The sequence below is a fragment of the Streptomyces sp. NPDC005808 genome, from assembly GCF_042871385.1.
In the GTDB taxonomy this organism is placed as follows: Bacteria; Actinomycetota; Actinomycetes; order Streptomycetales; family Streptomycetaceae; genus Streptomyces.
The window spans coordinates 29,629-43,186 of sequence record NZ_JBIAIK010000006.1 but is presented as its reverse complement, the minus strand read 5'-3'; the positions used below and the strand labels follow the sequence as shown (position 1 = coordinate 43,186).

The 13,558-nt window shown below is 68.9% G+C and carries 12 protein-coding genes; 5 read left to right on the top strand and 7 right to left on the bottom strand.

Going from position 1 to position 13,558, the window contains the following annotated elements:
• Positions 1 to 65 precede the first annotated feature (65 nt).
• Positions 66 to 434: a VOC family protein gene (locus tag ACFYPC_RS15185; RefSeq protein WP_388676187.1), complete on the bottom strand. Its 369-nt coding sequence runs from the start codon at positions 432 to 434 to the stop codon at positions 66 to 68.
• A 56-nt stretch (positions 435 to 490) separates the two neighbouring features.
• Positions 491 to 850 carry a VOC family protein gene (locus tag ACFYPC_RS15180; RefSeq protein ID WP_388675366.1) on the bottom strand — a complete coding sequence of 120 codons (360 nt, stop codon included), beginning with the start codon at positions 848 to 850 and terminating at the stop codon, positions 491 to 493.
• An 82-nt stretch (positions 851 to 932) separates the two neighbouring features.
• On the opposite strand from ACFYPC_RS15180, the gene ACFYPC_RS15175 reads away from it, so the two are divergent.
• Positions 933 to 1,433: a CGNR zinc finger domain-containing protein gene (locus tag ACFYPC_RS15175; RefSeq protein WP_388675364.1), complete on the top strand. Its 501-nt coding sequence runs from the start codon at positions 933 to 935 to the stop codon at positions 1,431 to 1,433.
• Between the two features lie 187 nt (positions 1,434 to 1,620).
• On the opposite strand, the gene ACFYPC_RS15170 is transcribed toward ACFYPC_RS15175, so the two are convergent.
• On the bottom strand, positions 1,621 to 2,964 hold the full coding sequence (locus ACFYPC_RS15170; protein WP_388675362.1) for a UDP-glucose dehydrogenase family protein: 1,344 nt from the start codon (positions 2,962 to 2,964) through the stop codon (positions 1,621 to 1,623).
• Positions 2,965 to 3,194: 230 nt separating this feature from the next.
• Between ACFYPC_RS15170 and ACFYPC_RS15165 the strand changes: the two genes are divergently transcribed.
• Positions 3,195 to 4,352 (top strand): acyl-CoA dehydrogenase family protein, encoded by a 1,158-nt coding sequence (locus ACFYPC_RS15165; RefSeq protein WP_388675359.1) that lies wholly within the window; start codon positions 3,195 to 3,197, stop codon positions 4,350 to 4,352.
• Between the two features lie 253 nt (positions 4,353 to 4,605).
• Positions 4,606 to 4,968, top strand: a complete 363-nt coding sequence (locus tag ACFYPC_RS15160) for a four-helix bundle copper-binding protein (RefSeq protein WP_388675356.1) — start codon at positions 4,606 to 4,608, stop codon at positions 4,966 to 4,968.
• Positions 4,969 to 5,038: 70 nt separating this feature from the next.
• On the opposite strand, the gene ACFYPC_RS15155 is transcribed toward ACFYPC_RS15160, so the two are convergent.
• Complete coding sequence (locus ACFYPC_RS15155) at positions 5,039 to 6,313, bottom strand: LCP family protein (protein ID WP_388675353.1); 1,275 nt, start codon at positions 6,311 to 6,313, stop codon at positions 5,039 to 5,041.
• 120 nt (positions 6,314 to 6,433) lie between these two features.
• On the opposite strand from ACFYPC_RS15155, the gene ACFYPC_RS15150 reads away from it, so the two are divergent.
• Positions 6,434 to 6,982: an acyl-CoA thioesterase gene (locus ACFYPC_RS15150; RefSeq protein ID WP_388675350.1), complete on the top strand. Its 549-nt coding sequence runs from the start codon at positions 6,434 to 6,436 to the stop codon at positions 6,980 to 6,982.
• Between the two features lie 12 nt (positions 6,983 to 6,994).
• Here the strand turns inward: ACFYPC_RS15150 and ACFYPC_RS15145 are convergent, their stop codons facing one another.
• The gene (locus ACFYPC_RS15145; RefSeq protein ID WP_388675347.1) at positions 6,995 to 8,362 is read right to left on the bottom strand and encodes an LCP family protein; all 1,368 of its coding nucleotides are present in this window, start codon (positions 8,360 to 8,362) and stop codon (positions 6,995 to 6,997) included.
• A gap of 215 nt (positions 8,363 to 8,577) precedes the next feature.
• Between ACFYPC_RS15145 and ACFYPC_RS15140 the strand changes: the two genes are divergently transcribed.
• Positions 8,578 to 9,621, top strand: coding sequence for a glycosyltransferase family 2 protein (locus tag ACFYPC_RS15140; RefSeq protein WP_388675344.1), 1,044 nt, complete (start codon positions 8,578 to 8,580; stop codon positions 9,619 to 9,621).
• Positions 9,622 to 9,724: 103 nt separating this feature from the next.
• Here ACFYPC_RS15140 and ACFYPC_RS15135 read toward each other — a convergent pair whose 3' ends face one another.
• Positions 9,725 to 11,458 carry an LCP family protein gene (locus tag ACFYPC_RS15135; protein WP_388675342.1) on the bottom strand — a complete coding sequence of 578 codons (1,734 nt, stop codon included), beginning with the start codon at positions 11,456 to 11,458 and terminating at the stop codon, positions 9,725 to 9,727.
• A 123-nt stretch (positions 11,459 to 11,581) separates the two neighbouring features.
• On the bottom strand, positions 11,582 to 13,339 hold the full coding sequence (locus tag ACFYPC_RS15130; RefSeq protein ID WP_388675340.1) for an LCP family protein: 1,758 nt from the start codon (positions 13,337 to 13,339) through the stop codon (positions 11,582 to 11,584).
• Positions 13,340 to 13,558: the final 219 nt, after the last annotated feature.

Below are 13,558 nucleotides of genomic sequence, written 5' to 3'. Positions count from 1 at the left end.
GGCTCGCTCGGTCTCTGTCACGCCGACACGATCGGTCTCTGTCACGCCGGCACGCTCGGTCTCTGTCACGCCTGCTCGATCCGGCAGAGGCAGAACGGATGCCCCGCCGGATCCGCGTACACCCGGAAGTCCTCCTTGTCCTCCTGGTGCAACGGCCGGGCGCCGAGGGCGAGCACCTTCTTCTCGGCGGCCTCGACCTCCGTCCAGGTGGACCCGGCGTCGAGGTCGAGATGGAACTGCTGCGAGTTGCGGTCGGCCCGCGGCCACTCGGGCGGGACGAACCCGGGGGCCCGCTGGAAGGCGAGCCGGGGCCCGTCCGGGACCTGCAGGACAACCCAGTCGTCGTCCTCGCCCTGAGGTGTGCCGCCCACCACGCGCGCGTAGAACTCGGCGAGCGCGCGGGCGTCTGGACAGTCGAGTACGACCGAACGCATCCGTGCGACAGGTTCCACAACGTCCTCCTTGGGTTCCACGGAACTTTCCTTCGGTCTCAGCAGGCGCAGAGGCAGAACGGGTGCCCCGCAGGATCGGCGTACACACGCCACGCGCGCGACCTGTCCTCCGCGTCGAGTACCCGCGCCCCGAGCGCCAGCACGCCCTTCTCGGCCGCGTCCAGGTCGCTCACGGTCAGGTCCAGGTGGAACTGCTGCGAGTCGTCGCCCGCGGGCCAGTTCGGCGGTACGTGTCCGGGGGCGGCCTGGAATGCCAGCGACTGTCCGCCGGGCAGCTTCAGGTCGACCCAGTCCTCCTGCGCCTGGACCGTGCCGCCGAGCACCTCGGCGTAGAACCCGGCCAGGGCGCGGGGGTCGGGACAGTCCAGGACAACGACGCCGAGTTCGGCGAGAGCCATGACTTCCTCCGGGGTTACCTATAGATGCGGTCAACCAGTAACGGTTACTCCATGGTCTCCCATTGGAGGTAACGTCGCAAGCATGAGTGAGAGAGTGCCGGCACCGGGGAGCCTGGCCCTGGTGGAGGCCCTGGTGAACACGGTCGACCTGGAGTCGGGCACCGACAAGCTGGACACGGCCGAGGGGCGCGCCCGCTTCGGCATCGCGGAAGAAGAGCTGCCGGCGGCGCGAGAGCTGCGGGAGTCGCTGCGCGCCGTGTGTCTGGCCCACGCGGGCCACCCCCCGCACCGCGCGGTGACACCGCTCGACGAGCTGCTCGCGGCGGCCCCGCTCCTCGTCACCGTCTCCGCGGCAGACGGTTCCGCGGCCCTGAGCCCCGCCCACCCGGCTTCGCTCGCCTCCCGCGTCGCCTCCGCGATCGCGGAGGCACTCGTCGAGGGCACCTGGCCGCGTCTGAAGGCCTGCGAGGCCCCGACCTGTCACTGGGCCTACTACGACCGCTCCCCGGCGGGACGCGGCCGCTGGTGCTCGATGTCGGTCTGCGGGGCACGCGCGAAAATGCGCCGGTACCGGGCGAAGTAGCCCGTCCGGCCACACCCGGCGGCGGGACGGTGGAGAATGTGCGACGACGCCGATCCGGCCGACTGAGCCTCGGCCGGACCGGCGTCACCCTTCAGCTCCGGCCGACTGAGCGTCGGCCGGGATTGACGTCACCTTTCAGCTCCGGACCGCGGGATTCCAGCTGCAGGCGCCGGGGCCGCCCGCTGCTTCAGGCTGTGGGCCGCCCCATCGCCCGGTAGGTCCACCCGGCCCGCCGCCACACCTCCGGGTCGAGGGCGTTGCGCCCGTCCAGGACCAGCCGAGCCTTGACGGCCTCGCCGAGCACCGCCGGGTCCAGCTCGCGGAACTCCAGCCACTCGGTCAGGTGCAGTACGACGTCCGCGCCGCGTACGGCCGCGATGGCGGAGTCGGCGTAACCGAGTGTCGGGAAGAGCCGGCGCGCGTTGTCCATGCCCTTCGGGTCGTAGACGGTGACCTGGCCGCCCTGGAGGTGGATCTGCCCGGCGACGTTCAGCGCGGGCGAGTCCCGTACGTCGTCCGAGTCGGGCTTGAAGGTGGCGCCGAGCACGGCGACCCGCTTGCCCAGGAACGAGCCGTCGCCGAGCGCCTGCCGCGTCAGCTCCACCATCTGCCCGCGCTGGCGCATGTTGATGGAGTCGATCTCGCGCAGGAAGGTCAGCGCCTGGTCGGCGCCCAGTTCACCGGCGCGCGCCATGAAAGCGCGGATGTCCTTCGGCAGACATCCGCCGCCGAAGCCGATCCCGGCCCGCAGGAACTTCCGCCCGATCCGGTCGTCGTACCCGATGGCCTCGGCCAGCTTGGCGACATCGCCGTCGGCCGCCTCGCACACCTCGGCCATCGCGTTGATGAAGGAGATCTTGGTCGCGAGGAAGGAGTTCGCGGAGGTCTTCACCAGCTCGGCGGTCGGGAAGTCGGTCACCACGAACGGCGACCCCGCGGTGACCGGCGTCGCGTACACCTCGCGCAGCAGCTTCTCGGCGCGCTCACTGCGTACGCCCACCACAATGCGGTCGGGGTGCAGCGTGTCGTTCACGGCGAAGCCCTCGCGCAGGAACTCAGGGTTCCACGCGAGCTCGGCGTCCTCGCCGGCGGGCGCGAGTTCCGCGAGCCGGGCGGCCAGGCGTGCCGCGGAGCCGACGGGCACGGTGGACTTGCCGACGACGAGGGCGGGGCCGTGCAGATGCGGGGCGAGTGACTCGAAGGCGGCGTCGACGTACGACATGTCACACGCGTACTCGCCGTGCTTCTGCGGCGTGTTCACGCAGACGAAGTGGACGTCGCCGAACTCCCCGACCTCGGCCCAGTCCATGGTGAAACGCAGCCGTCCGCTGGACCCCTCGATCCCGGCGACATGCTTGCGCAGCAGCTCCTCGAGTCCGGGCTCGTACATCGGGACCTGGCCCCGCTGAAGCATCTCGATCTTCTCTTCGACCACATCCAGCCCGAGCACCTCGAAGCCGAGCTCGGCCATGGCGGCGGCGTGCGTGGCGCCGAGATAGCCGGTGCCGATCACGGTGATCTTGAGGGCCATGGGTGCTCCTGGGGTGAACCGGGTGGGATGCGGGCCCGAGCATAACCGGGGCATGTGGCGCCCTCTCAACGGGCAACTTTCCCTCTGTCGCCAAGCTCACGTATCCCTGCCGTGGGCGGGCCCCTAAAATTTGGGTTACTTAACGGTAGTTAGCATCAGCGCCATCACCGCCGCAGCATTCAGCATCCTTGTCCGCACCCTTGTTTTGCATCCTTGGAGCGTGAGAGACCTTGGCCGGATCGGCTGATTTCGACCTGTACCGCCCGTCCGAGGAGCACGACATGCTCCGTGACGCGATCCGTTCGCTGGCCGAGGCGAAGATCGCGCCGTACGCGGCCGCGGTGGACGAGGAAGCCCGTTTCCCCCAGGAGGCGCTGGACGCCCTGGTCGCCTCCGACCTGCACGCGGTGCACGTACCCGAGTCGTACGGCGGCGCGGGCGCGGACGCACTGGCCACGGTCATCGTGATCGAGGAGGTGGCGCGAGTATGCGCGTCCTCCTCTCTCATCCCCGCGGTCAACAAGCTGGGCTCGCTCCCCGTGATCCTCTCCGGCTCCGAGGACCTCAAGAAGAAGTACCTGGGCCCGCTCGCCAAGGGCGACGCGATGTTCTCGTACGCCCTCTCCGAGCCGGACGCGGGCTCGGACGCGGCCGGCATGAAGACGAAGGCGGTCCGCGACGGCGACTTCTACGTTCTCAACGGCGTGAAGCGCTGGATCACCAACGCCGGCGAGTCCGAGTACTACACGGTGATGGCGGTGACCGACCCGACGAAGCGCTCGAAGGGCATCAGCGCCTTCGTGGTCGAGAAGTCGGACGAGGGCGTCTCCTTCGGCGCCCCGGAGAAGAAGCTCGGCATCAAGGGCTCCCCGACCCGCGAGGTCTACCTCGACAACGTCTGCATCCCCGCCGACCGCATGATCGGCGAGGAGGGCACCGGCTTCGCCACCGCCATGAAGACCCTGGACCACACCCGCATCACCATCGCCGCCCAGGCACTCGGCATCGCCCAGGGCGCCCTGGACTACGCCAAGGGGTACGTCCAGGAACGCAAGCAGTTCGGCAAGGCGATCGCCGAGTTCCAGGGCATCCAGTTCATGCTCGCCGACATGGCCATGAAGATCGAGGCCGCCCGCCAGCTCACCTACGCGGCGGCGGCCAAGTCGGAGCGCGGCGACAAGGACCTCACCTTCCAGGGCGCGGCGGCCAAGTGCTTCGCCTCGGACGTCGCCATGGAGGTCACCACGGACGCCGTCCAACTGCTGGGCGGCTACGGCTACACGCGCGACTACCCGGTCGAGCGCATGATGCGCGACGCGAAGATCACGCAGATCTACGAAGGCACCAACCAGGTCCAGCGGATCGTGATGGCCCGCAACCTGCCGTAGCGCACGCCCCGTTCGCTGATGTAGCGCACGCCCCGTTCGCCCTCCGCCTGTCCCTCGGGCGGAGGGCGAACGCGCGTCCACGGGCAGGTCAATGTCACATTGACGATATGCGCAGGTCAGCGCATTCCCGCCACATCCACCGCGTCGATTCGCGGCGGAATAATCACGTCCGCCCGATGGCGCGGATCGCCAGGTCGGCGTACGACGGAAGGGCACCGGACCCCGCTCAGGGGTCCCGACCCCGGGAGAAGTCATGACCCAGACCGGAAACATGACCGCGATGAGCAAGGCGATGCAGGACTGCGTCGAGGCCTGCATGTCCTGCCACAGCGTGTGCGAGGAGACGATGAGCTCCTGCATGCAGATGGGCGGCCAGGCCCAGATGCAGATCATGCGCGCGCTCATGGACTGCTCCGAGATGACCCGCATGTGCGCCGACATGATGATGCGCCGCTCGCCGATGTCGGCCGAGATGTGCGCCATGTGCGCCAAGGCCTGCGACATGTGCGCCGAGGCCTGTATGGCGATGCCGGACGATCCCCAGATGATGCGCTGCGCCGAGTCCTGTCGCCGCTGCGCGCAGATGTGTCGTGAGATGGCGGTCGCCACGATGTGACAGCCGCTCGAAGCAGGTGGAGGGCACCCACACTGGGTGCCCTCCACCTGCTTCGCCGCTCAGTCCGGGCTCAGTCGCCCGTAACCGTCACCTTCTCGTCGTTCTTCAGCTCGTTCACCAGGGTCTTGACCTTCGCCTCGTCCCAGATGAGGTTGCCGCCGGAGGTGGAGCCGGAGATCGGCATGTTCATGGATGTGCCGTCGCCGCCGCTGACGCTCTTCATGGCCCAGAACATGTCGGCGAGGTCGAACAGGCTCATGTCCTTGTCGACGCTGAGACTGTCGAGGCCCGCGCCCATGGTGGGGTAGAGCTTGAAGGGGTTCAGGACGGTGCCCGGCGTCGCGACCTGGTTGGCCAGGGCCGACAGGAACTTCTGCTGGTTCTTCGTACGGTCGAGGTCGCTGCCCGCGAGTGCGTAGCGGGTGCGGACGAACGCGAGGGCCTGCTCGCCGTTCAGGGTCTGCAGTCCCGCATCGAAGTCGGCGCCGGACTTGGTGTCCTTCATGCCGCCCTTGGGGATCTCGATCTCCACGCCGCCGACCGAGTCGACGATGTTCGCGAAGCCCTCGAAGCCGATCTCCACGTAGTGGTCGATGCGCAGACCGGTGTTGAACTCGACGGTGCGCACCAGCAGTTCGGGCCCGTCCTCCGCGTAGGCCGCGTTGAGCTTCACCTCGCGGCCCGTGCCCTCGTACGTCTTGCCCGACTCGGAGCCCACGAAGGTCGGGATCTCCACGTTGGAGTCACGCGGCAGCGAAATCAGGGTGGAGCCGTTGTCGCCGGTGTGCAGGATCATCATCGAGTCCGTGCGGTTGCCGTCGGCGGAGCCGGTGTGCAGCGCCTTCTTCTCCTCTTCGGTCATGCCGGCGCGGCTGTCGGAACCGACGATCAGGTAGTTCGTGCCCTGGCCCGCCTCGGGGCGGTCGATGACCTTGGAGAGATCCACGTCACGGTTGAGCTTGGAGTCGGCCCAGAAGTACGTGCTGACGGAGACCACGATGAGCAGGGTGACCAGCGTGATGGCGGTCAACTTGATCCGGCGGCCCCAGTTCGGCGCGCGCCGCGGACCCTGCCCGCCGCCCGGCCCGCCAGGGCCCTGCGGGCCGCCGCCGTTCGGCGTCCCGTAGACGTGGCCCGAGTTGTAGCCGCTGTTGTCGTACTGGTCGCCGTACCCCTGCCCGTCGACGTACGTCGGCTGCTGGGGCACCCCGCCGTACGGGGGCGCGGACGGGGCGGAGCCCGGCCGGCCACGGCGGACCTGCCGCATGACGCGCGCGCTCTCGGGCTGCGAGCCGGCGCTGCCGCGTCCGTAACGGTCGTTGCGGTTCTCGGGCCAATCGTTCATGCGGCCCAGTGTGCAGTGCGAGGCTGTACGCCATACAAGAGAGTGAGCAGATTCATGCCAGGCCTGTAGCAGATCTGATGCAAAGCGGACTTTGTGCGCTCCGCGCATAGGGTGGACGCCATGACAGACCAGGCCTCCACACCGGAATCCGATATTCCGGGCAAGCCGACCTCCGCGTCCCGAACCACCCTCAGCCACATCATGGGCCACAACGACACCAACCTTCTGGGCACGGTGCACGGTGGAGTGATCATGAAACTGGTGGACGACGCGGCGGGCGCGGTGGCCGGACGGCACTCCGGCGGTCCCGCCGTCACCGCCTCCATGGACGAGATGGCCTTCCTGGAACCGGTCCGGGTGGGCGACCTGGTCCATGTGAAGGCCCAGGTGAACTGGACCGGTCGTACGTCCATGGAGGTCGGCGTCCGCGTCCTGGCCGAGCGCTGGAACGAGTCCACCCCGGCCCAGCAGGTCGGCACGGCCTACCTGGTCTTCGCCGCGGTCGACGCCGACGGGAAGCCGCGCCGGGTGCCGCCGGTGCTCCCGGAGACCGAGCGTGACGAACGCCGCTGTCAGGAGGCCCAGATCCGCCGCACCCACCGGCTGGCCCGGCGCCGCGCGATCATGGAGCTGCGCGAGAAGCGCGCGGCGGAGGGCCTCGACGAGTAGCGGCACCCATCGCTAGGGGCAGATCACCTGGTCCCCCGTGGTCACCCCGAACTCCCCTTGGTACGGATCGTCGGCCCGCACCTTACGGACCTCCTTGAAGTCCGCCCCCGCGGTCACCTTCAGCAGTGGCCCCCGCCCCTTGTCCGCGCGCAGTTCGCTGCCCGGCAGAGCCGCCGCGAGGGACTTCGCCGAGCGGTCCCAGCGGGGGTCGTACCAGACGACGGTGCGCTTCAGAGTGCGGTCCTTCGCGTTCACGGGCTGCCGGGTCGTACGGAATCCGGTGGCCGCGAGCGCGCTGTCGACCCGCTTGCCGAGTCCGGACGTGGCCGTGCCGTTCTCGACCTGGACACGGATCTGCTGCGGGGCCACGTCGACGCGCAAGGGGTTGCTGCGCGGCTTGTGCACCGCGAGCGGTTTGTCGTCGCGCAGGGCCTGGAAGAGCTTCGCCGACTTGGCGGGGTCCCACTTCAGGGTCGAGCCGACGCCCTTGACGACGTAGCCCATCTGTCCGATCGGCACGGTCGTGAACTCGGAGGAGGAGGGCGAGAAGTCCCGCATCGCCCGCCCGAGGTCGAGCAGTTCGTCGGTGCCGAACCCCTTGTCCGCGCGGACCGAGCCGAGCACGGCCCGGGTGACGTCGCGGAACTTCATCGGGTTCAGCAGTACGCCGGAGGAGGTGGCCCGCGAGATGAGCGCCGCCAGGAACCGCTGCTGGCGCTGCATCCGGCCGATGTCGGAGGCCCCGTCGCCGTCGATGTGCCGGGAGCGGACGTACTGGAGCGCCTGCCCGCCGGTCAGCCGGTGAGAGCCCGCGGGGAGGTCGAGGCCGGTGTAGGAGTCCTTCAGCGGCTTCACGGTGCAGATCTCCACGCCGTCGAGCTCGTCCACCGTCTTCATGAAGCTGGTGAAGTCGACCTCCAGATAGTGGTCGATCTTCACGCGGGTCATGCTCTCGACCGTGCGCACGGTCAGCTGCGGACCGCCCTCGGCGTACGCCGCGTTGATCTTGATGGGATGCGCGCCGTGCTTCTTGCCGGTGGTCTGGTCGGTGTGCGCGGGCGTCTCGGCGTACGAGTCGCGCGGCAGGCTCACGACGCTGGCCCGCTCCCGGTTTTCCGAGATGTGCACGATCATGATGGTGTCGGTGCAGTGGCAAGGCGCGCCGCCCAGGCGGTACTTGCGCCGCTCCGCCTCCGTGATGTCGTCCCGGCCGTCGGTGCCGACCAGCAGCACGTTCATGCCGTGGCCGGCCTCGGGACGGTTCTTCATGTCCTTGAAGGGGTCGACCCGGGCGATGTCCGCGTCCAGGCTGGTGACCACCGAGTGCCCGATCCCCGCCGCGGCGAGCACCAGCACCGAGAGGGTGGTCACCGCCCGCATGGCCCAGCGCGGCTTCCTGGGCCGTACGGGGGGACGCGGCGGGCGGCGGCGGGGCGGGTGTGCGGGGGAGCGGGGCGGCGTGGGCAAGGGGGGAACACCTCCGCGAGGGCCGGCCGTGGGATCCGTGAGCACCGTAGGCCCATACGATCTGCGGCCCGGGGCGGAGACAGGGCGGCGCGCGGCCGTGTCCCCCGTTCGCGGTAACGTGAGGCCCGATGAGTGAGAAGTCTGACGTGCGGTCCCCCGCCGTTTCTGTGATCATGCCCGTCCTCGACGAGGAGCGGCATCTGCGCGCGTCCGTCCAAGCGATCCTGGCGCAGGAGTACGACGGCGAGATGGAGGTGGTGCTCGCCATCGGCCCGTCCTCGGACCGTACGGAGGAGATCGCCGCCGAGCTGGTGCGCGAGACTGCATCCAACGACAACAAGCGCGTGCACACCGTGCCGAACCCGGCCGGCCGCACCCCCGCCGCGCTGAACGCCGCGATCAAGGCGTCCAGCCACCCCATCGTCGTACGCGTCGACGGGCACGGGATGCTCTCGCCGAACTACATCGCGACGGCCGTCCGCCTGCTGGCGGAGACCGGTGCGCAGAACGTCGGCGGGATCATGCACGCCGAGGGCGAGAACGACTGGGAGCACGCGGTCGCCGCCGCGATGACCTCGAAGATCGGTGTCGGGAACGCGGCCTTCCACACGGGAGGCGAGGCCGGGCCCGCCGAAACGGTGTACCTCGGTGTCTTCCGGCGCGAGGCTCTGGAGCAACAGGGCGGATACAACGAGGAGTTCATCCGCGCCCAGGACTGGGAGCTGAACTTCCGGATCAGGGAGGCGGGCGGCCTCATCTGGTTCTCGCCCGAGCTGCGGGTGTCGTACCGGCCGAGGCCCTCCATGCGCGCCCTCGCCAGGCAGTACAAGGACTACGGGCGCTGGCGCCACGTCGTCGCCCGCTTCCACGAGGGCTCCATCAACCTGCGCTACCTCGCCCCGCCGACCGCGGTGTGCGCGATCGTGGCGGGTGTCGTGGTGGGCGCGGCGCTGACTCCCTGGGGGTTCGTGATCCCCGGCGGTTATCTCGCGGCCGTCACGCTCGGCTCGCTGTTCACCGGCAAGGGGCTGCCGCTGAAGGCGCGGCTCCAGATCCCGCTCGCCCTCGCGACCATGCACATGTCGTGGGGCTGGGGCTTCCTCACCAGTCCGAAGGCGCTCGCGAAGAAGGTCATCGCGTCCCGGCGTCCGGCGGTGCTCGGCTCCAACTGAGCCGCGTCCCGGCGTCCGGTGGGGCTCGGCTCCAACTGAGCCCCTGCGCACATGAGTTGGGCCCCTCTCCCGTTGTCGTACGGAGAGGGGCCCAACTCGTGCTCTACCAGGTGTAGTTCGGGTTCACGTGCATGCAGGCCGTGTCGTCGGCGCCGTTGAGGGCTTCGGCCGTGTCCGGAGTCGTGTTGTCCTCCGCCTCGGCCTTGTACGTCGTGCCCTCGCGCCAGTCGGCGCCGACCACGAGCGTGACGCCCGTGACGCTCGTCGACTTCTCCACCGAACTCGCCGGGATCCCCAGCGCCTTGGCGACGCGCTGGGCGTCACCCTCCAGGTCGGCGCTCGGGTAGCGGATCAGTGTCTTGTCCTCGGCGGTCGCTTCAGTCTGCTCCGCCGAGGCCTGGGTGAAGCCCTTGCCGACCAGCAGCTCACTCACCTCGCTCGCACGCCCGCTGACCGGACCCAGCGTGGAGGTCCGTGTGCCGTTCAGCACGGCCACGCCGATCTTGTCGTCCGCGGCGGCCGGGTCCGAGGGAGTCTCCTCGGCGGCCGGCTTCTCCTCGTCCTGGCCGTCGAGCGCGATGTCCTCGCGGACCAGGCGGAACAGCTTGGCCGCGTCGTCCGTGGGCTCCACACGCGCGCCGACATACCGATTCGGCATGGTCGTCATCGTGATGCGCTTCGGCTCGACCTTCCGCAGCTCGTTGCTGAGGTCGTAGAGCTCCTTCACGGTGCCGAGGCCCGTGTCGACGGTCAGCGCCTTGGTGGCCGTCTCGGCGAGACTGCGCAGCTTGGTCGGGTTGGAGACCGTGGCGTTGTCCCGCAGCTCGCGCACCATCGAGTTCATGTACTGGTGCTGTGCCTCGGCGCGCGCCAGATCGCTGCCGTCCTCGAAGCCGTACCGGGTACGCAGCCACTGCAGGGCCTGCTCGCCCTTGACGTAGGTGGTGCCCTCCTCCAGCTTCAGCCCGGAGCCGTGGCCCTCGTCGTCCCTGGACTCGATGTTGGCGTCCACGCAGACCGGGACGCCGCCGATCGCGTCCGCCATCGAGACCACACCCGAGAAGTCGATCTGCATGAAGTGGTCGATGTGGATGTCGGTCAGCTTCTCCCAGGTGGCCACCGTGCAGCCGGGGCCGCCGCGACCGAGCGTCTGGTTGGTCATCGTCGGCACCGTGCTCGCCTCGTACACCTTGCCGTCGTCCGGGTCGGTGCACTTGGGGATGTCCACGAGGGTGTCGCGCGGCATGCTGACCACCGACATGTTGGTGCGGTCGGCGGAGAGGTGCAGCAGCATCTGTACGTCCGCGAGCGGGGTCCCGCCGAACGTCTCCTTCGCCCCGCCGAGTTCCTGGTTCTCCTCGGTGTCCCGGGCGTCCGAGCCGATCAGCAGGATGTTCAACGGCGTCTGGCCCGCCGCGTTCGCCTCGGACTCGGCGGCGCGGTCCTTCTCGTCGCCGATGTTCAGGTCGTCCTTCTTGATGTTGGCGTTCAGGTGCTGGTAGTAGAGATAACCGGCACCGGCGGTGCCGAGTATCAGGACTGCCAGCACCATCGCCGACCAGCGCAGTATCCGGCGTCTGCGGCGCGGGCGTGCCGTGCCCTTGGGCCCGCCGCCGCTCCCGCCGATCCCCTGCGGCGTGAGGGCCATCGTGTCCTCGGCCGTCCGGCCTTCGGCTCCCGCAGGAACCGGAGCACTGCCGGCGCCCCCACCGGAATCGCCGTCCACCCCCTGAACGGACTCGCCGCTCCCGTCGTACAGGCTGTCGTCCCAGCCGTGCTCACCGGCCCCCCGGCCGCCTGAGCGTGTTCCCTCCCCGCGCACACCACTTCGCGCCATCTCCCTGCCCCTCCCCACCCTGCGCCTGACAAACGGGCCCGTCCCGCCTCCAGTTGAACGTTCCTCGCGCCCAAGTCGGACGCGCTCTCGTCCTGTTGGACGCTTGACGGACCCGTCAGGTCATCAGCTGGCGCACACTGTTTTGTCCGCGGTGGACTTCTCGACAGTCTCCGGCGCCGTTGTCGGAGCGGTCATGGACACCCCCGCGCCCTTGAAGTCCTTGCCCAGGGTCAGCACGATCGCGGGCAGACCCTGATCGTTCGTCTCGCTCTTGCCAGGCTTCATCGCCGAACCGGACAACCCCATGAGATCCGCCAGTTTGCGTGCCTGATCGGCCTGGTCGGGCGAGTACTCGAGGGTCGTCTTGCTGAGCGTCTCCTCGGCGTTGCCGAGCTGGCTGGACTTGAGCACGCCCTCATCATTCTGCAGCCAGTTAAGTGTTTCCTGTGCGGAGCCGGCCTCGGCGCCGCCGTTGTAGATGTTGACCCGGACGTCTGCGGCCGAGGACTGGGTGCCTTCGAGACGGGCGGCGACCGAGGCCGCCTCCTCCTTCTTCTGCGCCGCCACCTCGGTGAACGAGACGTCATCCTTGATCATGTCGAAGACCGGCTGTGCGTCCGTGGGGTGGACGACGACCGTCGCCGGGACCTTCTCGGCGGGGTTGTCGATGACCGGCGTCGTGAGGAAGGTGATGTTCTTCGTCGGCACCTTCATCAGCTCCAGGGCCACGTCCTTGAGCGTGCTGACCTTGCCGATGCCCGTGTCCACGGTCAGCGCCTTGGTGGCCGCCTCGGCCAGACTCAGCATCTTGGTGGGATTGGTGAGCGTGTCGCTGGAGGACATCTTGCGCATCAGCGAGGCCAGGAACTGCTGCTGGACCTTGATGCGGTCGAGGTCGCCCGAGTTGCCGAAGGCGTGCCGGGTGCGCAGGAAGGCGAGCGCCGTCTCGCCCTCGATCGTGTGCGTGCCGGCGGAGAGCTTGAGATGCGAGTCGGGGTCGTCGACGTCCTCGGCGAGGCAGATCTCGACGCCGTCCACCGCGGTGGTCAGCGTCTTGACCGCGTTGAAGTCGGCCATCATGAAGTGGTTGGGCGTGATGCCCGTGGCCGCTTTGACCGTGAGCATCGTGCAGCCCGCGTCCCGGCCGTCCTGACCGAGGCTCGTGTTGAAGCGGACGCCGGTCGTTCCCGGGATGATCTTGGTGCTGCCGTCGGCCTGCTTGGTCGGGCAGTCCGGAATGTCGACGATCAGGTCGCGCGGAATGCTCAACGCGGTCGCGTTCGTACGGTCCTTGGAGACGTGCAGCAGGATGTTGGTGTCGGCGTGCCCGACGCTGCCCGCGTCCCCGTAGTCCTCATTGCCCTCACCGGTGCGCTTGTCCGTACCGATGATGAGGATGTTGAAGGCCTCGTCCTTGCTGAAGCTGCTGGAGGCCGCGCTGCCGACGTCCGTCGTCTGGACGTTGCCCTCAAGGTGCTTGATGTAGAAGTACCCGGCGGTGGAGACGGCGACCAGCACGAAGGCCATCGTGCCGCCGGTCCACAGCAGGATCTTCTTCGCCTTCGACTTCTTCGGCTTCGTACGCCCCCGCCGCCGCCCCGGAGAGGGCTCGGCGGGCGCAGGCGCACCGCGGCGCCTGCGCGGCCCCGGCACGTCGGTGTCGGGGACGCCGCCCGGAGCATCGCCGGGTTCCTGGACGGGCGCGCTGCGGTTGCCCGTCGAGGCGCCCCCCGCGCCACGGGCGGATCTGCGAGGACCGGGGACTGGTGATTGCGGTGCGGAAGGCTGCAGTCGCAGTTCGTAGTCGCCGGTGTTCGGGTTCAGTACCCACTGGTCTGCGGGGTCGATATCGTCCGCCCGCCCACGGCCTTGCGCGTCCACGGTTCTCAAGTCCTCCGTCGGGGCCACGCGGCGCCTTATCCCCCTACATGAAGGCGCTCGGTCACTCGGTCCAGCAGTGCACGACCGCAGGACAGACCTGGAGGCCGGGTGCACCGGATCGCTCACACTATCCGCCCAGTTCAGCGGCAAGTGACGACAGTGACAAATTCCACGTGCCTACAACTGGGCAATCCGCCCTATTTCTCAGAGAGTTCTAAG

Bases quoted from the DNA above. Each gene is read 5' to 3' on its own strand.
- ACFYPC_RS15155 (WP_388675353.1), bottom strand. From the start codon at position 6,313: ATGAACGATTGGCCCGAGAACCGCAACGACCGTTACGGACGCGGCAGC.
- ACFYPC_RS15140 (WP_388675344.1), top strand. From the start codon at position 8,578: ATGAGTGAGAAGTCTGACGTGCGGTCCCCCGCCGTTTCTGTGATCATG.
- ACFYPC_RS15175 (WP_388675364.1), top strand. From the start codon at position 933: ATGAGTGAGAGAGTGCCGGCACCGGGGAGCCTGGCCCTGGTGGAGGCC.
- ACFYPC_RS15160 (WP_388675356.1), top strand. From the start codon at position 4,606: ATGACCCAGACCGGAAACATGACCGCGATGAGCAAGGCGATGCAGGAC.
- ACFYPC_RS15145 (WP_388675347.1), bottom strand. From the start codon at position 8,362: ATGCGGGCGGTGACCACCCTCTCGGTGCTGGTGCTCGCCGCGGCGGGG.
- ACFYPC_RS15135 (WP_388675342.1), bottom strand. From the start codon at position 11,458: ATGGCGCGAAGTGGTGTGCGCGGGGAGGGAACACGCTCAGGCGGCCGG.
- ACFYPC_RS15180 (WP_388675366.1), bottom strand. From the start codon at position 850: ATGGCTCTCGCCGAACTCGGCGTCGTTGTCCTGGACTGTCCCGACCCC.
- ACFYPC_RS15150 (WP_388675350.1), top strand. From the start codon at position 6,434: ATGACAGACCAGGCCTCCACACCGGAATCCGATATTCCGGGCAAGCCG.
- ACFYPC_RS15170 (WP_388675362.1), bottom strand. From the start codon at position 2,964: ATGGCCCTCAAGATCACCGTGATCGGCACCGGCTATCTCGGCGCCACG.
- ACFYPC_RS15185 (WP_388676187.1), bottom strand. From the start codon at position 434: ATGCGTTCGGTCGTACTCGACTGTCCAGACGCCCGCGCGCTCGCCGAG.